A 23,294-nucleotide genomic window follows, 5' to 3' on the forward strand; every position below is an offset into this window, starting at 1 on the left:
AAAGTATAAAGTATACTTCTAAAGCTAAATTATACAAAAAAAGCCATAATGAAAGTATGGCTTGCTGTTTTGAGGTAGGAAGATGTCGTTTTATACTTTGTTAGTTCTGAAGACTTGGATGGTGGCATCTTTGTCGCGTTGCAGTTGTGCTTTAAGCTGGTCCAGGTTTTCGAATTTCTGCTCGAGGCGCAGCTGCTCTACAAACTCAACCGTTATGCTTTGCCCGTAGATATCCCGGTCAAAATCAAGTATGTTTACCTCCAGGCGAAGCACTTTACCTGCCACTGTGGGGCGCATCCCGATATTCATCATGCCGGTATATTGCTCATCACCAATTTTAACCCGCACGGCATACACGCCATTTCCGGGTATCAGTTTGTGTTTTTCATGTAAGGCTAGGTTGGCGGTAGGGTAGCCGATGGTGCGGCCAATTTTATCGCCTTCTTCTACCACTGAAGTTAAGGTATAAGGCCGCCCCAGGTATTGAGAAGCGGTATGTACTTGGCCGTTTTCCAGCGCCTTCCGGATCTTGGTAGAGCTTACACCGATCTCATCCACATCTTCGCGCGGAATTTCTTCTACTTCAAACCCGTATTGTTGCGAGCGGGCTTTCAGGTGTTCAAAGCTGCCTTCGCGGTTTTTGCCGAACCGATGGTCGTAGCCAATCACCAAAACTTTTGTGCCGATCGCTTTTACAAGGATATCGGTTATAAACGTGCGGGAGCTGGTTCTGGAAAATTCTTTTGTAAATGGAATGATCAGAAGATAATCAATGGCGTAGCTGCGGAGTTGCGCGATGCGTTCCTCGATTGTAGAAAGCAGCTTGAGATTGTTGTCTTCAGGGAAGAGCACCAGGCGCGGATGCGGCCAATAGGTAATCACAACACTTTGCCCGTTACTTTGCTTGGCACGTTCTGTTACACGCTTTAGTATTTTCTGGTGGCCTACGTGCACGCCATCAAACGTGCCGCTGGTAACAACGGCATGGCTCAGTTTCGGGAAATCTGCTATATCACGAATTACTTTCATTCGCGGCCAGTTGTTGTTTTCTTATTTCCTGGATATCCTCAATGCTCAGGGCATCATCTGCTTTAAAATCTCCGATGCGGGTACGGCGGAGCGAGGAAAGATGTGCACCGCAACCTAATACCTGCCCCAGGTCATGGGCTAAACTGCGGATGTATGTCCCTTTCGTGCAGATCACTTTAAAGTATACTTCGGCGCCTTCAATAGCGGTAATATCAAACGCTTTAATTGTTATGGTACGGGCTTTAAGCTCTGCTGATTTGCCTTTGCGGGCCAGGTCGTAGGCCCGTTTGCCATCTACCATCACCGCCGAATAAATAGGAGGGATCTGCTCTATGGTTCCTACAAAAGTTGCGGCGGCGGCTTGTATGGCTTCCGGTGTCAGGTGACTGATATCGCGGGTTTCGGTAACTTCTGTTTCCCGGTCATAAGACGGCGTAACTTCGCCTAAGCGTATACTTCCGGTGTATTCTTTTTCCTGGTTCTGAATTTCTTCGATGCGCTTGGTATACTTGCCGGTGCAAAGTATAAGCAGGCCGGTTGCCAGTGGGTCCAGGGTGCCGGCGTGGCCGATCTTCTTTTCGCGGATGGTGTTGCGTACTTTTTTTACCACATCAAAAGAAGTCCAGTTGAGGGGCTTATCGAGCAATAATATTTCGCCGGCGGCAAAATCGTAGGTTTTCATACTTATACTTTTAAATCAACGCCCATAGCCAGTAAGGCCAGCAAAACAACACCTAACGCAATACGGTAATAGCCAAACATCTTAAAGCCATACTTGGTCAGGAAGCTGATAAAGAACTTTATAGCGAACATCGCCACTACAAAAGCAACAGCATTTCCGATAAGCAACAATTCAATATCGTGGCTCGAGATAGCCATAAAACTCTGCTGAATCTTCTCTAGGTCAAATGTAAGTACATCAGAAATTTCTAACTTAAGCAGGTCTTTCACAAACTTATAACCGGCTGCGGCCAGCATCGTAGGCACCGCCAGGAAAAACGAAAACTCAGCAGCCGTTTTACGATCGATGCCCTGTGCTAAACCTCCGATAATAGAAGCTGCAGAGCGCGATACGCCCGGAACCATGGCCAGGCACTGGAACAGGCCAATAAAGAAAGCGTTTTTATAGGTGATCTCCTGCTTCTCAGCATGTCTGAACCACTTATCTACAAACAAAAGGATAACACCGCCAATAACCAGCATCGTGGCTGTTACGGCCACACTTTCAAGCATGGCATCAATGATATCCATGAGAAAAAAACCAATTAGCACCGTTGGGATGAAAGCGGCCAGTAGCTTTTTGTAAAGATCTATACCTGTAATAAAACGCCTCCAGTATAAAACCACCACCGAAAGTATGGCGCCGAACTGGATGTTTACTTCAAAAATTTTGGTGATCGGTAGCTCGTTTATGCCCATCAGGCTGGCGGCTATGATCATGTGTCCGGTAGAAGAAACCGGTAAAAACTCTGTTAATCCTTCAATAATCGCTAAAATAATAGCTTGCCAAATGCTCATTTATTTCTGCGATTTATCTTTAACCAAAATAGCAAACAACTCTATTCCAAAACCTGCCAACACGACCAACGGGCCAAGTGTGATGCCCATAAAGCCCAGGCCGTATGGTTCCGTATCGAGGGTCATGATAAAGAAACCCACTGCAAGTACAAGTATACCGGCCAGCATCAGGATGTAATTTAATCTACCGAAGGCAAGTTTGTTTTTCTCTTCCATGTTCAGCTTAATTCTGTTTTATAAATTTCAGGTGGTAGCAAGGCACAAATACCTGCTTTGATTTATACTTAATACAACTCGTCTAACGACATGCCCAGGTACTTTCGTACAGCCCGGTAAGAACTTAAAAATCCGATTACGCAGCCAATTACCAGCAAAGCGCCCATTAATAAATAGGTTTGTTCGTCGTTGCGGAGCAGTTGCATTTCGGGTACCTGGATATAAGCGTATTGCAGCAAAGCAAACAGCATCACGGAGGCAATTACGCCACTCATAATGCCCTGCCAGGTGGCACGGTTCAGGAAAGGTTTCTGAATAAAATAGGAGGTAGCGCCCACCAGCTGCATGCTTCTAATTAAAAAGCGCTGCGAATAAAGGGCAAGTTTAACGGTATTGTTTATCAGGATAATAACTACCAGCACCAAGATGGCTGCAAAGCTCACCAACACGATACTGATTTTCTGAATGTTGCTGTTAATGGATTCGATCAGGCTTTCGACATACTGTACTTCGTGTACGCCTTCAATTTTTTCGAGGTCTAGTTTTATACTTTTAAGCTCTGGAGAACTGGAATGGTCTGCGTCGATGCGTAACGTATAGGCATCCCGTAAAGGATTTTCGCCCAGAAAAGCCGTGAAATCTTCGCCGGTTTCATCGATAAACGCTTTGGCTCCTTCCTCTTTCGACACAAAACGTACCTGTGCTGTATCGTTCTGGATGGCTACGTAATCTTTTGCGCCGAAGGCTTTTTTAAGTTTGGCCAGCTCTACTTCCGATAAATTACGGTCCAGGTACACCTGCATTTCGAGGCTTTCTTTTACTTTATCGGATAGTTTACTGGCGTGTATCAGCAGCAAACCAAATAAACCGATCACGAACAGGGCCAGCGAAATGCTGAAAACCACCATCAGATGGGGGTAATTACCTAATTTCTTTTTCTTAACAGACTTCTTTGTATTTGCCATAGCGGATGCTTCCATCACAAAATTAGGAATATATTTTAAATAAGCAGAAAGAGATAGAAAGCAGCACGTTTATACTTTACAATCATACTTTAGGAGTTTAAACTTTTAGCTGCTTAAAATTCGCGCCGCTGCTCTGATTCAAGTATGATGCGCTCTCTTTCCTGCTCTCTTCGCTCGATGCGCCTGTTTCGGCGTTCGCTCCTGAAAAGCTCTGCAAACGTGTCGAATCGTTTGGTATGCAGTAAGCTGGCACTCTGGCTGTTGGTTCTTCTGTTATCAAAACCGCGTAAGGTATTGTATTCCAGCCTGGCCCGTAATTCGCCGCCTTGCGTAATGTAGTATTCCAGAAACCAGTCGCCTTCATAACCGCCGCGATCGAGCCCGGTCGTGGTGCCACCGAACCCGGTCTGGTTTGTAATGCGTAACCGGCCTTCCAGGAAAGTATAACTCAACCTAACCTGTAAAGCTGATAAAGCGTCGCGATCGAAAGTGCCCAGGCCAATATCAATTTCGAGGTTGCTATCGATGCTGTTAAAAAAACTGCTGAGCTGACCTGAAAGTAAGCTGCCCAAACTGCCGCCCACTGCCCCGGCTGCCGCGCCCTCCGTTGAGAATGTACCTACCGGCGATAAACGCTGCAATACCAGTAAACTGAAAACCTGCCTGTTGCGCTCTGCTTCGTCGTTGCGGATGGAGTTGATGATGGCTTCGGTTTCTGGCACCTGTGGTACCTGGTCGAAGTTAATGCCGAGGTCAATTTGTGGTGTAAGCAGCGGGCCTTTTAAGTCTATTACAGCCGTGATCGGGTAACGGCCCTGTAGTGCGGTTGTACTTCCGGTTGCTCCTAAAATATTAGAAAGGGAAGCCATTTGTGTGTAATTTCCGGTCAGAGCCATTTCGCCGGCCAGCGGGTCGCCGTTCCAGGTGATGGTACCGCCGGGCTGCACATTAAATTCACGTGATACCAGGCCTTCCAGCAGATTCAGGTTATAAGCGCCCTGCTCAATCTCGAAAGTTCCATACATGTTAAATTCACCCCGCGTATCAATCGTCATCCGGATATCGCCGTTACCGGAACCTCGAATCACATCACCGGTGGTGCGGTCTATAATGATTTCGAAATAGGCATCGTCGGTTACGTCCAGCTCAAAATTCAGGTTGATACCCGAAAGGTCAACTCTCTCATCTTCAGCGGCTAAAGTTAATTTGGTGCTGTCAATATTTTCAGGGTTGGTGTTCACAAACCGGATATAGTCTTTGCTGGCAACTTCGGTCTGGTTATCAAGCGGAAGTACGATGCGGGTATTTTCGTTGCTGCGCGCATCAATATTTACACGCAGATTGTTGGTGGGGCCTAAGATGCTGGCTGTGCCCGTGGCAAAGGCTGTTCCGTAAAAAAGTTCGTTCTGCTCCTCGGTGGTATTCAAAACCATAAAGTTGCGGTAGCGGGCTTCCATATCCAGTACCATATCCTGAAAACCATCGTGTGCAATACCTCCCGAAACTGTTCCTACATTGCCGTAAATATCTGTTAAGCGGGCACTTCGGAAACTGATGCTGTTCGGGCCCAGGTAAATTCTATCTGAAAAACGGTAGGTTGTATTAAGGTAATCAAAGGTAAACTGGCCGTTATTCACCATCACAGAGCCTTTCAGGATCGGAGAGTCGAGGCGGCCAAGCACACGAATGCGGCCTTCCATTTCACCTTTCAGATCAGACATTATCGTGTTAAGGACGGGCTCTACCAGTTTCAGGTTGGTTTGGTCTAGTACGGCCAGCAGGTCGAGTTGGTCTTCTTCTGCATTTGGGTTGTAGTTGCCCGTTACTGACAATACCTTTTTGTTTTCGCGCTCGATCCCGACATCAACCACCGCCTGTTTAATGGCATTGTTCCAATTGCTTTGGCCGGCAATATTACCGATATAAATCTCATCGAGGTAAAAAGAATCAACCTTCATCCCTGCATTCAGGATCGCTCTGTCGTAAATATCCTGTGCCGAAACCGTGGCATTAAGTGTTCCGCCAATTTTCATGGAAAGCAGCGGGTTCAGGTTGGCCAGGTTAAAATTCTCTGTTTCGAGGTTTAGTATACTGGCCGGGTCATCGGAAACTTCGCCTTTGGCACGGATGGTCTGGTTCTGGTTGGTTATGGCAAAATTCTCGAAGACCAGCGTTTTGCCGGCATCGCTTATATAAAGGGTGTTGCCTGGCGTAAAAGCCCAGGGAGTGTTCTGTAGCGTGATGTTTGATTTATCAAATTTGATCTGAAGCTGATCCTGCAAAAAAGTAAGGTCGCCGGTAATCAGGGTGCGGTTGTTTTGCATTTGCTGGCGCAGGCTGGTTGCAAAATTTATCGTTCGCTCGCTCCAGATGCCTTCCAGGTAAAAGTTTTCGGTCTTCAGATTGTTTGTCAGTTGCTGCTTTTCAGAAGTAAACAGGGTGGCTGCCAGTACATCCGGGTTATTCTGCAGTTTGGAGGTGTTCAGTTCCAGGTTATTATCTTCCAGTAAGTATGCATCATACATTATCGTATCGATGTGCGAGTAAAGTTCCAGGATAACTGTTGGCCCGTGCCGGAAAGATCCCGTAAGGCTGGTATTTTCGGAGATGGATACTTTTGGCTCAAATAGTTGGATAAGCGGATTGGCATCCCGCAAGTTAATGGCATAGGTTAAGCCATACTCCGGACCGTTGGCTGCAGGTTTTCTCTGGTAATATGCTGCTGTTGCGGCTTCGTTGCTCTCGAAGTTCAGTTTGTATTCGTCTATCAGTTTCTGAAGATCGCTGATAAGCGTGGAATAATTAAAGTCGCCGTCAATTTTCAGGTCGAGTGGGGCGGAGCGGAGTGTCAGGTTGCGGCTGCCCGGATTTATACTGGAGTCTATCAGGACCGAATCGAGGGCTATATTTTTGCCTTCGTAGGTCAGGGTTGCACAGTCAAGGCGGGCGGTGCCTACAAAATCATCCAGCTTTAACCCACTGAAGTTTAGATCAGCTCTGGCACTGATGACAACAGGCTTGGCCGTCATTTTTAAAGCCTGCAAGTCGATGCGTTGCACATCAGCAATCAAATTAAAAGCCTTGTTATTATCTGATAAGTTAATGGTGCCGTCTGCTGCCAATTTCATATTCGGGTCGTTGATGGCCACTGTCCCTACAAATACCTGGTTGCTCAGGGTGCCGTCAGCTTTGATGTTTCTGTAGTTATAGCCATTCAGTTGCACCTGGTTAACAGTAACATCTACATCGGTATCGGCATTCTGCAGCGTGAAACCTGAACCGGCAATGCGGCCGCTCATCGAGATTGTCTTTATAATCTTTTCCTGATTGAGGAGGCGCCCTAAGTTAAAGCCATTCGTTTTCAGGAATCCTTTGTACACCGAGCTGCCGGTTCGCTCATTTATTTTCAGGTTGATATCGGATTCCACCTTACCGAGGGCAGTGGCAAACTTACCGTTCGCTACAAAGTCATCATAAAAGCCCAGGAAGCGGCCATCCAGTTTTACAGTACCGAGTCGCGCCACAATGGTATAAGCGTTCTTCGGAAGTATAGCTTTTAAATCTGAGGCGTCAATAGAAGAAGGCTGCAGCCGCAGGTTGATAAATGTTTCTTTCACTTCAGGTAAACCTTCTGCCGAGGCATTCCCTACAATGTGCGTATTTTTACCATAAGTCAGGTCGAGATTGCGGGCCGTAAAGTTACCGACCTTGCCTTTCACATCCCCGGATTTGATAAAGACCGTTTCGTTATATTGGCTGAGGGCAGTGGCAAAGGTGGCTATGTCCTGGGAGTATAGCTTGGAGTCTTTTATACTTGCCGTTACCCGCACACTATCTATAAACTCCGTAAAATTGCCAAACCTGTTGTAATCAAACCGGACGTAATTGGTCAGATTGCTTTTGTTGAGCTGCAAATCCAGATTGTCCCATTCCCAGAAAGTAGGGGCAAATGTAATTTTAGAATCCAGTTTGTGCAGCGCTGTTTTAGAACGGGTTTCGTTGGCGCGCAAGCCTTTTACTTTTACGGCCAGTGTATCTTCCAGCAAAAATTCACTGAAGTGCCCGTAAATGCTATCCACTGTCATGTGCCTGTAATCCATGCTGGCAGAAGCGGGTGCTATATTAAAATCATCGTAAGTAAAGCGGCCATTCTGCAACACTACTTCATCAATCGAAAACTGAAAAGGCTGGGTTGATTTTTTAGTGGTGTCCTGGGTTATCAGCTTTTGAAGGGAAGTGATAAACGTACTCAGGTTAAGCGAATCAGTACCGGCATACTTTACCAGGTTTGCCCGCGGCTGCTGCAATGTAAGCGAACTGATGTATAAGGTATTGGGGTTGAAGATGGAAAAAGTGTTGATATCGGCTTTCAGCTGGCCCACATAAAACAATTCGTTCTTCCGGATATCCAGGACGCGTACTTGATCCAGGACCAGTTCGCTGAAAAAATCGATATCTACTTTGCCAATGGTAACCTGGTGGCCGATGGTGCGGCTCAGGTAAGCGGCTGCCTTCTGGGCTACTTTTGTTTGCACCGCCGGAAACCTGATGGCTACAAAAATTCCTGCAAACAACAGTAAAAGCAACAGGATTAGCCCCAACACTATTTTTAGAAGTGCTTTTCCTATAACTTTGAAATAATTTACTGACTGTTCGTTTTCCAAAGATGATTAACCCTGTAATTTTAGCGATAGAATCTTCCTGCGATGAAACTTCTGCATCTGTGATAAAAGATGGCAAAGTGTTATCCAATATTATTGCCACACAGGCCGTACACGAGCAATATGGTGGTGTTGTACCCGAACTGGCTTCCAGAGCGCATCAACAAAACATTATACCAGTTGTTTCGCAGGCCTTGCTTACGGCAAATGTAACAAAAAGTGAGCTAAGTGCAGTGGCTTTTACACGGGGCCCCGGTCTTTTAGGCGCGCTCCTGATCGGCTGCTCTTTTGCCAAATCTTTTGCATTGGGCCTGGGCATTCCGATTATCGAAGTAAACCACATGCAGGCGCATATCCTGGCACATTTTATTGAAGACCCTAAGCCTGAATTTCCGTTTCTGTGCCTGACTGTCAGTGGTGGCCATACCCAGATCGTGCTTGTAAAAAGCCCTTTGGATATGGAAGTAATAGGCCAGACAACTGACGATGCCGTAGGAGAGGCCTTTGATAAAACGGCTAAAATGCTGGGCCTGCCTTACCCGGGCGGGCCGATGCTGGATAAAGCTGCGGCGCTGGGCAACCCGAAAGCCTTTGCGTTTCCGGTGGGGAACATGCCGGGCTACGATTATTCATTCAGTGGCATTAAAACTTCGGTTTTATACTTCCTGCAGAAACAGGTAAAAGAAAACCCGGCTTTCGTACAGGAAAACATCAATGATATCTGTGCCAGCGTTCAGTTTACACTGATTAAAACGCTGCTGAAAAAGCTGGTGCAGGCTTCCAAAGACTTAAACATTAACCAGATTGCCATTGCAGGCGGCGTTTCGGCCAACTCGGGTTTGCGCCATACTTTGCAGGAGTATGCTAAAAAGTATAACTGGCAGGTGTATATTCCGGCTTTCCAGTACTGTACCGATAATGCAGCCATGATTGCAATGGCCGCACATTTTCAATTTTTGGAAGGCGATTTTGCCACCCAATACGTGAGTCCGGAACCGCGCATGAAAATCTGAGCAGTTAGAACGTTTGGAAGTTAAAAGTTAGAAAGTCGAGTTTTCGGAAGTATACTTTTAGAATTCAGCTTTAACTTATTCTGAAAATTTAAAATTTTATACCTGACGAATGATCAAGCCGGGCGATACCAGGGTTTATTCAAAAATTGTAACAGCAGCCGATTTTGCGCGTTTCGAGGATGGGTTGGTACATGCCGTTTGTTCTACGTTTGCACTGGCGCAGGCTGCTGAATGGGCCGGAAGGTTATTTGTGTTGGAGATGAAAGCGGAAGATGAAGAAGGCATCGGTACGATGCTAATGATCAACCACAAAGCGCCGGCATTTGAAGGTGATACTATTAAGATAACAGCCATACTTGAGAAGTATGAAGGCAATGAAGTTACCTGCAGCTACACCGCTACAGCAGGCGACAGACTAATTGCGGACGGCAGGACAGGCCAGAAGATTTTGAAAAAAGATAAATTAGCCAAAATTTTGGCTCCAAATAAAGTATAAATGGCAAAAGACAAAGACAGGATTCAGAAGCATGTGAACATCGTAAACCGCAGGGCTTCCTTCGAATACCAGTTTCTGGATAAATATACAGCCGGTGTAATGCTGAAAGGCACCGAGATAAAGTCGATCCGCGAGGGCAAAGTGAACATGCAGGACGGCTATTGCATTTTCCAGGATGGCGAGTTGTTTCTGCATAACATGCATATCTCTACCTACACCGAAGGCACGCATTATAACCACGAGCCCATGCGTGCGCGCAAGTTGCTGCTAAACAAACGGGAGTTGCGCAAGCTTGCCAAAGGAGCAGAGGAGCAAGGCGTAACCATTATACCAACGCGGGTTTTTGTAAGCGAGCGCGGCTTTGCCAAAGTAGATATTGCCTTAGCCCGTGGTAAAAAACTCTACGACAAACGCCAGGACATCAAAGAAAAAGACGTGAAACGCGAAATGGAGCGGGGCTACTAAATCTTTAATTAGGAATTAATAATTACGAATTACGAATGTTCTCACAAGTATAAATCATGCAAATTTAACTCACCGCTTATTCTTAATTCTTAATTTCTAATTCTTAATTTAACAAAGTATGGACTACGGAATTTGTCTGCTTGCGCTGGTACCTATGCGGGCCGAAGCTTCTAACAAAGCTGAAATGGTGACGCAGGTGCTTTTCGGGGAATGCTACCAGGTTATTAGCCAAAAAGATAAATGGCTGCAGATACAACTTGCCACCGATAATTACCGCGGCTGGATCGACCTGAACCAGCATAACTCCGTTTCAGTTGCTTATTTTGAAAAGTGGCAAGCCGCAGCACATGCCCGTGTAACAGATCTGCTTTCTTTTGTTGAAAATGAGAATATTCAGATTCCGGTAAGCAGGGGAGCGTATCTGCCATTTTATGAACATGGCACCTTTGCCATCGAAAACAGAAACTATACGTTTGCAGGCAATGTATCTTTACCGGATTCTGAAATAAGTAAAGAAAAGCTTACATCCCTGGCTGTTAACTTCCTTAAAACGCCATACTTATGGGGTGGGAAGTCCGTCTTCGGGATTGATTGCTCAGGCTTTGTGCAACAGCTATACGGGCTTTGCGGGTATCAATTGCCACGCGATGCTTACCAGCAGGTAGAACATGGTCAGGAAGTACATTTTGCAACCCAGACCCAACCCGGCGACCTCGCTTATTTTGCTAACCCCGAGGGCCGCATTATTCATGTGGGCATGCTACTCGAGAACCAGCAGATCATACATGCTGCCGGCGAAGTCCGGATCGATACCCTGGACCATATCGGCATTTACCGCTCCGACCGTAAGGCCTATTCCCATCAACTCCGCATCATTAAAAGAATTAATTAGAAAAGGGCGCAAACCGTTATTTCGCTATATACTTGACTGTCAGATTATCCGTACAAGTATAGCGTTAAAACCGTAAGCACCCATGATAGATAAAGTTCTGATCCTGAACCAAGACTTCAGCGCCATTGCAGTTTGCTCGGTGCCGAAGGCTTTTCTGCTTGTTTACCTCGACAAAGCCGAAATGGTAGCCAAAAGCCCCGGTAATTTCCTGCACACGGTATCTATTGCCTACCCAGTACCCTCCGTTATCCGGTTACAGCATTACGTACGCGTGCCCTACTATGGCATTGCCCTGAGCCGGCACAACGTAATGCGCCGCGACCATTACAGCTGCCAGTACTGCGGTACCGCTAAAAACCTGACCTTAGACCATTTGCTGCCGCGTTGCAGGGGAGGTAAAACAATCTGGCAAAACCTGGTGACAGCCTGCTCACGCTGCAACTCCCGCAAAGGCGACCGCACCCCCGAAGAAGCCGGTCTTAAACTGAGCAAGGCACCCCGCAAACCATCGCTGCAATCTTTCCTGCAACTGCACGTAGATACCCACAACCAGGATTGGCGCAGCTACCTCGGGATGGAAGTATAATGGCATTAAAGCGCTACTAAAAATATTAGCTTATACTTTATACTTAACTAATATTCAATTATATAAAGTATAGGTTGAGTAGCTATACTTTAAGTTTATACTTTAAATGATTTAGCTATACTTTTACTATTACTTACCTGCCTCATAAAGTATAAATCCGGTATTTTACGTTAACTGTTCTATGCAAAATTTCGATGTCATACTTGTCTTTACCAGCTGATTACTGGTTTATACTTTGATTTATAGTAGGATCATCACCATTCGTTAGTATTTGCCGCAGATTATACTTAATTTTGCGGCTCATCCAGGTGGGTGGCCTGTTGCCTGGCAGCAGGAAATGTTAAACTAAATCAAATCAGCTAATTGCTCTAGGCTGGTGGCTAATCAGAGCAACTTATTTATTATGAGTAATTCTCCAGAAAATTTCGATTGGGACAAGTTTGAGTCTCAAGGTTTCGGTGGCGGCTACAGCAAAGAAGACCGCGCTGAAATGGAAAAAATGTATGACGACACCCTGACTACCGTACAGGAGCAGGAGGTTGTTTCAGGAGTTGTTGTGGGTATCACTGAGCGTGACGTGATCCTGAACATCGGCTTCAAATCTGACGGCCTGGTGCCAGTTTCTGAATTCAGAGACCTTCCAGAGCTGAAAATCGGTGACACTGTTGAGGTGTTTATCGAAGACCAGGAAGATCCGAACGGTCAGCTTATCTTATCCCGTAAGAAAGCGAAGATTGTTTCTGCCTGGGCTAAAATTTACGATGCACTTGAGAATGACAACATTCTGGAAGGCGTTGTTAAGAGAAGAACAAAAGGTGGTCTTATCATCGATATTTACGGTGTGGAAGCGTTCTTACCAGGTTCTCAGATCGACGTGAAGCCAATTCGCGATTTCGATGTGTTTGTAGGTAAGCGTATGGAAGTAAAAGTTGTGAAAATCAACGCTGCTTTCGATAACGTAGTAGTATCGCACAAAGTATTGATCGAGAAAGACCTTGAGAAGCAACGTGCTGCCATCCTGAACAACCTTGAAAAAGGTCAGGTACTGGAAGGCGTTATCAAGAACATGACAAACTTCGGTGTGTTCATCGACCTTGGTGGCGTAGACGGTCTGCTTCACATTACAGATATTTCATGGGGACGTATCAACCACCCGGAAGAAGTATTGCAGCTTGATCAGAAAGTGAACATTGTTGTGCTTGACTTTGATGATGACAAGAAGCGTATTTCTCTTGGTATGAAGCAGCTGACACCACATCCGTGGGATGCACTTCCTGCTGAGATCGAGGTTGGTTCACGTGTGAAAGGCAAAATCGTTAACGTAGCAGACTACGGCGCGTTCCTGGAGTTAATGCCAGGCGTTGAAGGTCTGATACACGTTTCTGAAATGAGCTGGTCACAGCACCTGCGTAACCCACAAGACTTTATTAAGCAAGGCGACGAAGTAGAAGCAGTAGTGCTGACACTGGATCGTGCGGAGCGTAAAATGTCTTTAGGCATTAAGCAGCTGACTGAAGACCCTTGGACGAAAGAAGATGTGTTATCGAAATATGCAATTGGCACCAAGCACACTGGCGTAGTTCGTAACCTGACTAACTTCGGCTTGTTCTTAGAGCTTGAAGAAGGTGTTGACGGTTTAGTACACGTTTCTGACCTTTCCTGGACTAAGAAAATCAAGCACCCATCTGAGTTTGTTAAAGTTGGTGAAAACCTTGATGTAATCGTTCTGGAGCTTGATGTTCCGAACAGAAGACTTGCATTAGGCCATAAGCAACTGGAAGAAAACCCTTGGGATACGTTTGAGTCTGTATTCAACATCGGTTCTGTACACAAAGCAACTGTATTAGAGAAATCTGAGCGTGGCGCTGTGTTAGAGTTACCTTACGGTATCGAAGGTTTCGCATTCCCGAAAGGCCTTGCGAAAGAAGATGGTTCTCAGATCGAAGTTGGCGAAAGCATCGACTTCCGTGTAACTGAGTTCTCTAAAGACGACCGTAAGATCATCCTTTCTCATACTTCTACGCACACTGAAACTGCTGATGCTGCCCGTGTAGCCAAAGCAACGAAGAAAGCTGCTCCGGCAGGCGATAAGAAAGAGAAAGCTCCTAAAGTACAGAAAGAAGCAGATCGTTCTACATTAGGCGACCTGGATGCACTTTCTGCGCTGAAAGAGAAGATGATGGGTAGCGAGAAAGAAGCTGGCGAGAAAAAATTAGCTGCAGCTGCTGCTAAAAAATCTCCTGATGCGAACGAAGAAGAGACAAACGAAGGCGAAACTTCTGAAGAAGAAAACGCATAGTTTTAACTTTCATCCATAATGAGAAAGGCCCCAAGCAATTGGGGCCTTTTTTGTTTCAGCAATTATTACAGTTACTTCGCTTAGGTACGCATGTAGGGCTGGCGGTTTACGATCAGCACTTTTTCGTCATCAAGCAGTAAATAACCGTAATCGTAACAAAAATAATACGTATTGCCCTTCTGCGTCCGGAAGAGGTTGGTAAAATACCTGAAATCAAAACCTGCCAGCTCTAATACACTTCGTTTAAGAGTTGTTTTGCCTTCCGGGCTTGTTCGCTGCAATAACAACCTGTTCTGGCGCAATATTTTGTTTACCTGTACCATAAGCTGCTCGCCTGCATCTTTATGCTTTTTCAGATTGCCCGCTCTGGCGCGGCACTGATCGGAACAAAATTTCCTGTCTGCACGGCCATACATAGCAGCACCACATTGCCGGCATTTCATGTTGCTATCCATACGCAAGTATGCTTTAAACTTATCCGAATATATACGGGTATATCCGGACATATACGGGTAATATACGGCTAACAAGTTGGTTACCGGTAATTTAGAGTGTTAAATTACTGCTATGCCTTTTAAAAACGCGTCTACACCGATTGTATACCTGAATACCCTTGATCACGAAGGCAGGAAGTATATCAGGATCTGGTATAAAACAGATAACCGTATCAGCAGCAGGCTGAAAGGATGTGCTTTTGTAAAATACAGCGCCACGTATAAATGTTATGTTACCCATAAAACAGAACAAAGCATAGAATTGCTGCACCAGGCATTTCAGGGTATGGCTATAGTAGATACCCGGTACCTTGACCGGCCAAAGCGGCTGAGGCCTGCAGAAAATACGCCTGTACTTGCCAGAAGCCATGTTTCTGATCCATTGGCCAAACTGCCTGTACTGCCGGTTGTGCGCCTGCAGCCACTTGTGCATGATGGCAAAACGCTGATACAGTTAGCTTTCCAGTTTAACAAAGAGATCTACACTTGTTTATGGCGTTTTAAAGGATGTACCTGGCTTAAAGAACTGAAGTGTTTTGCCATGCCAGCCGAAGGCCGTTATTTTATGGAACTGCTGGATGCCCTGGAAGGAGTGGCGCAAGTATGGCTTGCCCAAACGCTGCAGGTGCGGGACTTAAAACTGCAGATCAGGTTGTGGGAGCAGAGCTATGTGAAAGAGAAGGATTACATAGCTTGCCCACTTGCTTACGTCGAAAAGCTTTTTTTGCTAAACTATTCAAACAACACCATTCGTACCTACCACTCCTTATTGTTGCGTTTCCTGAACGGGCATAAAGCAGATGGCCTGGCTAGTATAGTTAATTTTACAGCAGAAGAAATCAACAAGTACCACAGAGGCATGGTACAGAGCCAGAAATATGCTTACTCCACGATCAGCCAAAGTATAAATGCTGTTAAGTTTTATTACCAGCGTGTGTTAGGCCGGCACAGCGTAAAACCTGAAGACGTGGAAAGGCCTGATAAACCGCGCCGGTTACCGCAGGTATTAAGCAAACAGGAGGGACAGCGTATATTGACTGCAACTGAAAACCTGAAACACCGCTGCCTGATGCAGTTACTTTACTCAGGCGGTTTACGGATAAGTGAAGTCATTAACCTGCGCATCAGTGATGTACGATCAGACCGGAATGTATTGTTTATACAGGGCGGAAAAGGCAAAAAAGACCGCACTACCTTGTTATCGCAGAAACTACTGGAAAATCTGCGATCGTACTTTAAACAGTACAGGCCAAAAGTATGGCTTTTTGAGGGACAAACGGGCGGACAGTATACTGTAGAAAGAATAAGAAGTGTGTTTAGGGCAAGTATGGTGAAGGCAAACATTAAAACAAAAGCAACACCACATACCTTACGCCACTCTTTTGCGACACATTTACTTGAACAGGGCACTGACCTGCGCTATATACAGGCACTATTGGGGCATAGCTCCAGTAAAACAACTGAGATTTACACACATGTAACCAGTTATGCTTTGGATAAAATCACGAGCCCACTAGATTGTTTGTAGAATAATGTTATATTAGAAGAAATAAATATCAGTTGATGGGAAAAGGTAGACCTACAACAATTTATAGGTTGGCTTTGCTAACAAAAGCCCAGTTGACCTTCGGACATAGCGTCAATAACCGTATGTTTACGCTTTTCCAGTAGTTACCTGTCATTTAAAATAATAAATAATGTGGCCTTTAGACGACATCACAGTTTACTCCACCGGTATGGAGATCAAGGACACTCCTTTTGATTGGGAATTCAGAAAAACGGTAAACTTTGTATCAGACTACTACCACAATTCTTTGGAAGGGTATAAGCCTCCAAAAACAGGAAGAATCTGTATCCAGATAAACAAAGATAGCGTTTCGCAGGAGCCTTCCTACTTTGGAGCTATTTGCACACTCTACACTACAATGGATGAAGAGCTCTATCTTCGACTCAGTAAAGTTGGGCAGTACCGATATCTCCTTGACCTGATCCATCATACTGTAATGGAAGCAGCAGATAAGTTAGGCTGGGACAAATCAGTTTTTGAATCAGCTTACCAAACTGTTCTTGGCTCTGACTTTGTGTTTGAGAAGCGCTATAAAGGAAAGAAATCGAGAGACAGGAAAAGCACAGGAGTAGCAATACTGGCAAAAACAGAATGTAGAGCTACCCTAAAAGTAGGTGTAGCAACAGGAGACTCCACAAGAGAAGCGGTTTTGTTCGATAAAAAGAATTGGTGGTGGGGAGACAGCTCGTACGAAATTGCAGCAAAGTGTAAATGGATTGACCAGGATAGTTTCGGTTATGAATCCAAGTCCACAAATAAATTTGCCTATTATTCGGTCACAGAAGATAAAGTGAAAACGAACATGCACTTTGAAGGTTCTGTCTTCTAAATAAGAATAACCAGCAGGTAACAAGGTATACAAGTCACACTTCGGCTACGCCTCGTTCGCCTTTTATACAAGACCGTTAGGTGTAAATGATTAATTTTTTAAACTAGAAAGAATTGTGATTTTAGTTAAGTCCAAGCCAAGTATATTTCTACTTTTCGTTTACTTTGGTCTCCTTATTATCATGGTATCCTGTGGCCCGAACGAAGAAATAGTTTATTATGATAATGGGAACCCGAAGACTGTATCGGAGATGCATCAAGGGAAGCGAGAAGGATTGACAACTAGCTATTATGAAAATGGAAATCTACAGGGCAAGATTCTCTACAGAAATGATGAAGAGAATGGAAGAGCAACCTACTATCATCAGAACGGAAATGTTATGCAGGAAGTTGATTTTGTTGACGGTCAAATTCATGGGTTTCTTATAGAATACTCTGAAGATAATATTGAGAAGATTCTCACTTCTTTCCGAGATGGTGTACCACATGGTAAGTTTGTAAAGTTTTTTCCTAGCTCAGGTAAACCAGCAATGGAAGGAATTCATGAAGAAGGAAAGATGGTTGGCACACTCAGCTATTATGATAGGGAAGGAAGGAAATTAAGAGAGTGTTATTTTGATAAGAATGAAATAAGTACTAGTTGCAAAGACTTATAATTTATCCTAGTCACAAGCAGGTTTATACTTCAATTTTAAAACGTATTCACCTAACCACACCTATAAGGTAGCTATGCCACCTTATAGCCAAGTCCGTTATCTAAAATAAGAAGTTAATGAAGAACCTGTACCTCGTCTTATTCCTAATTTTAGTCTCATGTGAGTCAAAGGAACAAATTGATATTACTGAGTTTAATTTTAAGGAGCCAAGGGATTTATACAAACAAGGTGATAGTACTCCTTACGTTATTGCTACACGTGAGCGAGTAAGGCTCAACAGCGGAGACTGGTACAGAGCAAAAGTATACTGGGTAAATGATAACTTCCCTGCTGAATATTCTGACAGTTCAGTGGTAAAGTACTTGCCTGACAGTGCGTCATATGATGAAGTTCTGAATAATGGTATCAATGCGATAATGATAAAAGATACTGCATATGTTAAATTCAAGGCACATCAAGCTGATTTAGCTTATGGTGATTCTGTCACAAAGTTGTGGACAGCAATCATTCTAAATCCCGCTCAGCCAAAGCATTATCAGTATATTGTACATACAGAATACATTCTATATAAAAAGTAAAATTAAATTAGATAACCACGCCTTTACCATAACTACGTCATGGCAAAGCCAAGACCGTTAGGCTTCATGCAAAGAATATGAACTTCTTTAAAAACTTATTCAAGACAGAAAATAAAAAAGAACACAAAGGAGCATTCTTTGGAGCGACTGAATATGAATTAAGAAATTTACTTTGTGGAGTCGGTAAGTCAAGCATTAATATCTCAACTATTCACATTACCGAATATCCATTTAAGCCTTCAATTGCTTATCCTGAGAAATTGATTGCAGTAGATTTGATAGATGCAGTTTGCTTGGACTCTTATCCTCCTTTTCTTAAAATAGGAAATGAAGCAATTTTTATTTCCAGAGAGCGGTTTCCTGAATTAGAAGATTTTGTCGAAAGAAATCAAATCTCAACTTTTCAGCAGACAAATAATTGGGCTTGGATATTAGAACCATATTTGGATACTGAATATACCGATGAAACGCACAAGAATTTAATTGGCTTGCTTTCAAAGAATGGAATCACAGAAGTTGAAATTAATACTATCAGAGCAGAAGTTAAAGACCAAATGTATAAATACAACTTTGATACTATGTTATGGGAATGGGGCGGACTTGGACTATCAGACGTATTAGCAGCTATGAAAGTAAAATATAATGAAGAGCAGTTCAAGGACTTTTATGAGCGCGCAATGGAAATAGAATTAAGAGAAAATAAAAGCACGAGAGCCTAACAAAGTGCATAATTTAGGTGCGGCTACGCCTTCCCCACATTATAGCACCAGCACGTTAGGGGCAAGAAATCAAAAGAAATAGGTAGATGAACTTCGAATTATTATCATAATGTATCTTGGTTCTATCTTCACTTGTCATCTTTGGCTGTAAAAGTGCTGGAGGGCAGCAGCAGTGTCTAAGAAACTATATCAGCGAACTAAAAGACACACCTGAATATAATTCAATAAGAAGTGCAGCAAGGGATACAGTAGCTCATTGGGCGACCTTAAACATCAAGAATTTCTACGGAATAAACAGAACAAAATGGGAAATCGATAGTGCTATTTTTTTCAATGAAGATAAAAATAAAGCACTATTACTACTCTTGAAAGTTGATACAGTCTCAACGGCAAAGCTGGACTATGTTCAACTAATGGCAGCGGAGAAGAAAGAAGGTATGTGGTATTTCTATGTTCAGACTTTGAACTCTATTATTTATGACCGAGGCAGGTATAATAAAGGAAGACCTTTTACTTTTGAAGAGCTAGCCCAAAATGCAAGGTATGAACTCATTGAAGGAGGCTACTATGATAAATGGTCATGCAATGTTAATTATGCCTATGTTGATGATTGGTTTGATAACCCGTTATCTGACTATCATAGATTCTTCCTCCAGAACCAAAGAGCTAAAACCCCTAACAAGACCTATAAGTTGGCTACGCCACCTTATAGCAGAGACGTTAGCGGTAAGCTTAAATAATAAAATGATACAAGATTCTTTGATTGTCAAGCAACGACACGAACGGTTCATCAAGAAGATTTGCGAAACAGAAATCGTAATCGGACTAGAAAGTAAAGAAGGATTTGCTACCTCCAGCTCAAACAATTACGAAGACGAAGTTGATAATCCTATCCAGATGATTTGCTTTTGGTCAGAAAAGGCATTAGCAAAGGCATGCGTTAAGGACGGATGGTCAAACTATACTCCGACAGAAATTCCACTTTCAGAATTTTTGGAGAATTGGTGTGTAGGAATGAACAATGACGGACTTCTGATAGGGACTAATTTTGACCAGAACATGTTCGGCCATGAAACTGAGCCATTCGACCTAATCCTCGAAATAATAACGGAATTGAAAAACACTGACAAGAAACTCGACTTGCAAAAATTTGAAGGCATAGAAGACCTAGAGAAGCAAGTCAAAGAATTGTAAAAAAGTCTACCGCTAACAAGGCATAAACGTCACCTCGGCCGACGGCCTTCATCGTCGTTTATACTAGTCCGTTAGCTGTAACTCAAATAATAAAACTTATGAAACCAATATTCGACAGGAATGGCCGAACAATAGCTTGGAATAAAGATAAATACATTTATGATTTAACAGACCGACAAGTGTTGGCATTTATAAACAGAGAATCGGTTTTCAATTATCGAGGTAAATATCTTGGACGATTTACTAACGGCTTTTTTAGAGATTTAGAAGGCTATACAGTTGCATTCGTTAAGGGGGCTTCTAACGGGCCTATTAAACCTATAACTCAAATTCCGCCGATTCCTTCAATTCCACCTATCCCACCAATTCCCCCTATCCCACCGATTCCTCCAATAAATAGTCTCTCTTGGTCAAACTTGACTTGGGATAAATATGTAAATTAATAACAGCAAAAATTATGGCTAAGAAAAAAGAATATCAAACTGGAACAGCAACTGCAGCCCAAATTGAAGAAGGCTTCCTAAGCAAGTGGTTAGTTGAACGCTCAAATACGGGCTGGACATTAAAGTCAATTCAAAAATATTTCAGTAAAAAGCATGATGAAGATGAATTCTTGTGGATTCTTGAAAGAGATTATGAACTTAACGAATAAAAAAGCTACACCCAACATTGTGTAAACATCATGCTACGGCCGACGGCATTGCACGCCTTATGCACTAGACGTTGGGCAGCATTAAAATAATGATGAAGAATGAACAGATAAGAAAGAAGCTCATAGAAAAGTGGGGTGCTGAAGGATTGTGGACACCTTTGAATGGAGAATTAGCTACTGATACAATCGACTACTTTGAATTTGATGAATTTGAATCTGCATTCGGACTAGATAATCTCAAACAAATCTTAGAGGAGAGTAAACCTGGACTTGTTTACGAAATAAGCGAAATCAACGAAGATAAAGCCATAACTGTCTCTGAAATTGAAGAATATGAACTAGTAGAAAAATTCTTCACCGACTCTGAGGCAAACTGGGTAATTTACCTATCACACGAAAATACAATTACAATTGCAGGCGCAAAACTTCTTGAAGCTTTAAAAATGAAGTGGAGCGATTATAAGGAATACAACAAACCTTGGGAGAAAAAATAACGCTGCCCAACATTGTTTAAACGGCATCTCGGCCGACGGCCATCGCCGCTGCTTACACGAGTCCGTTGCAATTTAATAATGAAACCTATACATCTGATCCAAATATGTATCGCACTTCTCTTGTGATATAAAGCTGCCCAGAGGCGAGGAGTACCCGATAATTGATTATGTTACAGTAAGTCAGCAATTAGAAACCACTGGGGCTCTGTATGAGATCGACTTAAAAAAGGGAAGCAAGCGATTGCTGTACATCGGGTGCGGCCATACCCGTGATAACGTCCAGTGAATTTACTATTATAAAACGTTATTTAAAGAGCTTCAGCCTCAGGTTATCTTTAATGAAGGCGGCTAAATCCCTGGAGCAGTAACATTTCAGTCCAGAACGAAGCATTTTCTAGGAAAGGAGAAACCGGCCTGCTTATATACTTGTCTGCCGCATCGGACAAGCAACTCTACATACATGCTGTTAAATTTAGCTTAGTGAAGGCTATACTACGAAAAAAATAATACAGTTTTTTCATCAATGCTTAGTGAAAAATCAGGTTTTAGCTTATTTTTCTAAACCGATTCATAAGACCGTCACCTTATCCGATTCACCTGTTAAATACCTTTATCAATGAAAGCCCTTATAACTTCTTTTTTTATACTTCTGGCAACCATGTTTGCTAATGGCCAAAGTATTTACACTAAAACTTTTGGAAACAGTAAAAGCAAACCAGTCATATTTCTTCATGGAGGGCCGGGTTATAATAGTGCAAACTTCGAAGCAACAACTGCCCAAAAGCTTGCAGATGAAGGCTTTTATGTGATAGTTTACGACAGACGCGGCGAAGGCCGTAGCGAAGCTGCTAACGCACAATTCACATTCAAAGAAACATTCGACGATTTAAACGCTATCTATCAGAAGTACGGACTAAAAAAGTCGATGCTGATCGGTCATAGTTTTGGTGGGGTAGTGGCTACGTTATTTGCAGAAAAGCATCCTGAAAAAATTCAATCGATTATCCTGGTTGGAGCACCGGTTTCTTTACAAGAAACGTTTACAACGATCATCGCAAAGTCCAAAGAAATTTATCAGGCAAAAAACGACAAGGTAAATCTTAACTATATTGCCATGCTTGAAAATATGGACAGGGGTTCTATTGAGTACAGTTCTTATAGCTTTATGCATGCCATGCAAAATGGATTTTACACTCCTAAAAACCCTACAGAGGAGGCAAAAGCTATTTATGCAAAATTTAAAACAGATACACTTATAACAAAGCATGCCTCCCAGATGTCGTACCAGGCACCACAGGGCTTCTGGAAAAACGAAAAGTATACGACACTGGATTTAACAGCTAATCTAAAAAACCTGAAAGCAAAAAACATAAAAGTACGAGGCCTGTATGGCAAAGACGATGGACTTTATGCTGTCAGCCAGGTTAAAGCACTACAGAGTGAAATAGGAGAGAGCAACGTAAAATACCTTGATAATTGCTCTCATAATGTTTTTATTGACCAGCAATCTCAGTTTAAAGAAGCAATTAAAACGTGGTCGAAATAAAGAAACTATTCTCATGCTTTTGTAAGGATTGGAGCCTAAAGCAAATAAAAGTTTAATTTTAAAGTTTTGAATTTGGTCACTATCGGTTGTACAACTCAATGTAAGCTTTTTGGCTAGCTGATTCCTAAATAAGATCTATCATTCAGATAGAAAAGCAGGAAGCCCGCTTTATGTTGTCAAAAGGTTAAATAGCTTCACGGATGAGGAATTTTTTATACTTCTAAGTTCTTTAAAGCCAACTGTTTTGAGATCTGGCAACGTAAAAAGTATAAAATATGAAGCTTAAAATTTGACTTAGCTACATCTCTGTGTATATTTGCATTCCCAATCACGGTAACGTGGCCGAGTGGCTAGGCTCAGCTCTGCAAAAGCTGCTACAGCGGTTCGAATCCGCTCGTTACCTCTTCCTGAATCCCGATAGGCTCT

General features: G+C 43.3%; 24 protein-coding genes and 1 tRNA gene. 18 read left to right on the forward strand and 7 right to left on the reverse strand.

Features of this window, described 5'->3' with window-relative positions; translation table 11 throughout:
- Positions 1-90: 90 nt before the first annotated feature.
- The 6 genes from DP923_RS07105 to DP923_RS07130 form a co-directional block, all read right to left on the reverse strand.
- Complete coding sequence (locus DP923_RS07105; protein ID WP_112305151.1) at positions 91-1,029, reverse strand: bifunctional riboflavin kinase/FAD synthetase; 939 nt, start codon at positions 1,027-1,029, stop codon at positions 91-93.
- Entirely contained in the window at positions 1,013-1,711 is a 699-nt protein-coding gene (gene truB / locus DP923_RS07110) for a tRNA pseudouridine(55) synthase TruB (RefSeq protein ID WP_112305152.1), read from the reverse strand. Before truB ends, DP923_RS07105 begins: the two co-directional genes overlap by 17 nt.
- A gap of 2 nt (positions 1,712-1,713) precedes the next feature.
- Complete coding sequence (locus DP923_RS07115) at positions 1,714-2,547, reverse strand: undecaprenyl-diphosphate phosphatase (RefSeq protein WP_112305153.1); 834 nt, start codon at positions 2,545-2,547, stop codon at positions 1,714-1,716.
- Positions 2,548-2,763, reverse strand: coding sequence for a DUF3098 domain-containing protein (locus tag DP923_RS07120; RefSeq protein ID WP_112305154.1), 216 nt, complete (start codon positions 2,761-2,763; stop codon positions 2,548-2,550).
- Between the two features lie 68 nt (positions 2,764-2,831).
- A complete protein-coding gene (locus tag DP923_RS07125; protein ID WP_112305609.1) occupies positions 2,832-3,728 on the reverse strand; it encodes a cell division protein FtsX in 897 nt (298 codons plus the stop codon).
- Between the two features lie 113 nt (positions 3,729-3,841).
- The gene (locus DP923_RS07130) at positions 3,842-8,332 is read right to left on the reverse strand and encodes a translocation/assembly module TamB domain-containing protein (RefSeq protein WP_449421203.1); all 4,491 of its coding nucleotides are present in this window, start codon (positions 8,330-8,332) and stop codon (positions 3,842-3,844) included.
- A 62-nt stretch (positions 8,333-8,394) separates the two neighbouring features.
- Between DP923_RS07130 and tsaD the strand changes: the two genes are divergently transcribed.
- From tsaD to rpsA, 6 genes are all read left to right on the forward strand, one after another.
- Entirely contained in the window at positions 8,395-9,402 is a 1,008-nt protein-coding gene (gene tsaD / locus DP923_RS07135) for a tRNA (adenosine(37)-N6)-threonylcarbamoyltransferase complex transferase subunit TsaD (protein ID WP_207801950.1), read from the forward strand.
- Positions 9,403-9,511: 109 nt separating this feature from the next.
- Positions 9,512-9,898 (forward strand): thioesterase family protein, encoded by a 387-nt coding sequence (locus DP923_RS07140; protein ID WP_112305156.1) that lies wholly within the window; start codon positions 9,512-9,514, stop codon positions 9,896-9,898.
- Entirely contained in the window at positions 9,899-10,363 is a 465-nt protein-coding gene (smpB, locus tag DP923_RS07145; protein WP_112305157.1) for an SsrA-binding protein SmpB, read from the forward strand.
- A gap of 118 nt (positions 10,364-10,481) precedes the next feature.
- Positions 10,482-11,255, forward strand: coding sequence for a C40 family peptidase (locus DP923_RS07150; protein ID WP_239020961.1), 774 nt, complete (start codon positions 10,482-10,484; stop codon positions 11,253-11,255).
- 82 nt (positions 11,256-11,337) lie between these two features.
- On the forward strand, positions 11,338-11,841 hold the full coding sequence (locus DP923_RS07155; protein ID WP_112305158.1) for an HNH endonuclease: 504 nt from the start codon (positions 11,338-11,340) through the stop codon (positions 11,839-11,841).
- A 403-nt stretch (positions 11,842-12,244) separates the two neighbouring features.
- Complete coding sequence (rpsA, locus tag DP923_RS07160) at positions 12,245-14,140, forward strand: 30S ribosomal protein S1 (protein ID WP_112305612.1); 1,896 nt, start codon at positions 12,245-12,247, stop codon at positions 14,138-14,140.
- 80 nt (positions 14,141-14,220) lie between these two features.
- Here the strand turns inward: rpsA and DP923_RS07165 are convergent, their stop codons facing one another.
- Positions 14,221-14,595 carry a hypothetical protein gene (locus tag DP923_RS07165; protein ID WP_207801951.1) on the reverse strand — a complete coding sequence of 125 codons (375 nt, stop codon included), beginning with the start codon at positions 14,593-14,595 and terminating at the stop codon, positions 14,221-14,223.
- Positions 14,596-14,707: 112 nt separating this feature from the next.
- Between DP923_RS07165 and DP923_RS07170 the strand changes: the two genes are divergently transcribed.
- From DP923_RS07170 to DP923_RS07225, 12 genes are all read left to right on the forward strand, one after another.
- The gene (locus DP923_RS07170) at positions 14,708-16,162 is read left to right on the forward strand and encodes a tyrosine-type recombinase/integrase (RefSeq protein ID WP_112305159.1); all 1,455 of its coding nucleotides are present in this window, start codon (positions 14,708-14,710) and stop codon (positions 16,160-16,162) included.
- A 169-nt stretch (positions 16,163-16,331) separates the two neighbouring features.
- Positions 16,332-17,030: a hypothetical protein gene (locus tag DP923_RS07175; protein ID WP_112305160.1), complete on the forward strand. Its 699-nt coding sequence runs from the start codon at positions 16,332-16,334 to the stop codon at positions 17,028-17,030.
- 250 nt (positions 17,031-17,280) lie between these two features.
- Positions 17,281-17,685, forward strand: coding sequence for a toxin-antitoxin system YwqK family antitoxin (locus DP923_RS07180; protein WP_165838171.1), 405 nt, complete (start codon positions 17,281-17,283; stop codon positions 17,683-17,685).
- A gap of 116 nt (positions 17,686-17,801) precedes the next feature.
- Positions 17,802-18,263, forward strand: coding sequence for a hypothetical protein (locus DP923_RS07185; protein WP_112305162.1), 462 nt, complete (start codon positions 17,802-17,804; stop codon positions 18,261-18,263).
- Positions 18,264-18,340: 77 nt separating this feature from the next.
- A complete protein-coding gene (locus tag DP923_RS07190; RefSeq protein ID WP_112305163.1) occupies positions 18,341-18,982 on the forward strand; it encodes a hypothetical protein in 642 nt (213 codons plus the stop codon).
- Between the two features lie 116 nt (positions 18,983-19,098).
- Positions 19,099-19,722: a hypothetical protein gene (locus tag DP923_RS07195; RefSeq protein WP_112305164.1), complete on the forward strand. Its 624-nt coding sequence runs from the start codon at positions 19,099-19,101 to the stop codon at positions 19,720-19,722.
- Positions 19,723-19,726: 4 nt separating this feature from the next.
- Positions 19,727-20,176 carry a DUF2750 domain-containing protein gene (locus DP923_RS07200; RefSeq protein ID WP_112305165.1) on the forward strand — a complete coding sequence of 150 codons (450 nt, stop codon included), beginning with the start codon at positions 19,727-19,729 and terminating at the stop codon, positions 20,174-20,176.
- A 98-nt stretch (positions 20,177-20,274) separates the two neighbouring features.
- Entirely contained in the window at positions 20,275-20,619 is a 345-nt protein-coding gene (locus tag DP923_RS07205; protein WP_112305166.1) for a 4-fold beta flower protein, read from the forward strand.
- A 14-nt stretch (positions 20,620-20,633) separates the two neighbouring features.
- A complete protein-coding gene (locus tag DP923_RS07210) occupies positions 20,634-20,828 on the forward strand; it encodes a hypothetical protein (RefSeq protein ID WP_112305167.1) in 195 nt (64 codons plus the stop codon).
- 89 nt (positions 20,829-20,917) lie between these two features.
- Positions 20,918-21,322: a hypothetical protein gene (locus DP923_RS07215; RefSeq protein WP_112305168.1), complete on the forward strand. Its 405-nt coding sequence runs from the start codon at positions 20,918-20,920 to the stop codon at positions 21,320-21,322.
- Between the two features lie 616 nt (positions 21,323-21,938).
- Positions 21,939-22,868, forward strand: a complete 930-nt coding sequence (locus DP923_RS07220) for an alpha/beta fold hydrolase (protein WP_112305169.1) — start codon at positions 21,939-21,941, stop codon at positions 22,866-22,868.
- A 332-nt stretch (positions 22,869-23,200) separates the two neighbouring features.
- Positions 23,201-23,271 (forward strand) — tRNA-Cys (locus DP923_RS07225).
- The last annotated feature ends 23 nt before the right edge of the window (positions 23,272-23,294 follow it).

Origin of the sequence: Pontibacter arcticus (assembly GCF_003284895.1) — a bacterium.
Lineage (GTDB): Bacteria > Bacteroidota > Bacteroidia > Cytophagales > Hymenobacteraceae > Pontibacter > Pontibacter arcticus.

Bases quoted from the DNA above. Each gene is read 5' to 3' on its own strand.
- DP923_RS07105 (WP_112305151.1), bottom strand. From the start codon at position 1,029: ATGAAAGTAATTCGTGATATAGCAGATTTCCCGAAACTGAGCCATGCC.
- truB (WP_112305152.1), bottom strand. From the start codon at position 1,711: ATGAAAACCTACGATTTTGCCGCCGGCGAAATATTATTGCTCGATAAG.
- DP923_RS07115 (WP_112305153.1), bottom strand. From the start codon at position 2,547: ATGAGCATTTGGCAAGCTATTATTTTAGCGATTATTGAAGGATTAACA.
- DP923_RS07120 (WP_112305154.1), bottom strand. From the start codon at position 2,763: ATGGAAGAGAAAAACAAACTTGCCTTCGGTAGATTAAATTACATCCTG.
- DP923_RS07125 (WP_112305609.1), bottom strand. From the start codon at position 3,728: ATGGCAAATACAAAGAAGTCTGTTAAGAAAAAGAAATTAGGTAATTAC.
- tsaD (WP_207801950.1), top strand. From the start codon at position 8,395: ATGATTAACCCTGTAATTTTAGCGATAGAATCTTCCTGCGATGAAACT.
- DP923_RS07140 (WP_112305156.1), top strand. From the start codon at position 9,512: ATGATCAAGCCGGGCGATACCAGGGTTTATTCAAAAATTGTAACAGCA.
- smpB (WP_112305157.1), top strand. From the start codon at position 9,899: ATGGCAAAAGACAAAGACAGGATTCAGAAGCATGTGAACATCGTAAAC.
- DP923_RS07150 (WP_239020961.1), top strand. From the start codon at position 10,482: ATGGACTACGGAATTTGTCTGCTTGCGCTGGTACCTATGCGGGCCGAA.
- DP923_RS07155 (WP_112305158.1), top strand. From the start codon at position 11,338: ATGATAGATAAAGTTCTGATCCTGAACCAAGACTTCAGCGCCATTGCA.
- rpsA (WP_112305612.1), top strand. From the start codon at position 12,245: ATGAGTAATTCTCCAGAAAATTTCGATTGGGACAAGTTTGAGTCTCAA.
- DP923_RS07165 (WP_207801951.1), bottom strand. From the start codon at position 14,595: ATGGATAGCAACATGAAATGCCGGCAATGTGGTGCTGCTATGTATGGC.
- DP923_RS07170 (WP_112305159.1), top strand. From the start codon at position 14,708: ATGCCTTTTAAAAACGCGTCTACACCGATTGTATACCTGAATACCCTT.
- DP923_RS07175 (WP_112305160.1), top strand. From the start codon at position 16,332: ATGTGGCCTTTAGACGACATCACAGTTTACTCCACCGGTATGGAGATC.
- DP923_RS07180 (WP_165838171.1), top strand. From the start codon at position 17,281: ATGCATCAAGGGAAGCGAGAAGGATTGACAACTAGCTATTATGAAAAT.
- DP923_RS07185 (WP_112305162.1), top strand. From the start codon at position 17,802: ATGAAGAACCTGTACCTCGTCTTATTCCTAATTTTAGTCTCATGTGAG.
- DP923_RS07190 (WP_112305163.1), top strand. From the start codon at position 18,341: ATGAACTTCTTTAAAAACTTATTCAAGACAGAAAATAAAAAAGAACAC.
- DP923_RS07200 (WP_112305165.1), top strand. From the start codon at position 19,727: ATGATACAAGATTCTTTGATTGTCAAGCAACGACACGAACGGTTCATC.
- DP923_RS07205 (WP_112305166.1), top strand. From the start codon at position 20,275: ATGAAACCAATATTCGACAGGAATGGCCGAACAATAGCTTGGAATAAA.
- DP923_RS07210 (WP_112305167.1), top strand. From the start codon at position 20,634: ATGGCTAAGAAAAAAGAATATCAAACTGGAACAGCAACTGCAGCCCAA.
- DP923_RS07215 (WP_112305168.1), top strand. From the start codon at position 20,918: ATGATGAAGAATGAACAGATAAGAAAGAAGCTCATAGAAAAGTGGGGT.
- DP923_RS07220 (WP_112305169.1), top strand. From the start codon at position 21,939: ATGAAAGCCCTTATAACTTCTTTTTTTATACTTCTGGCAACCATGTTT.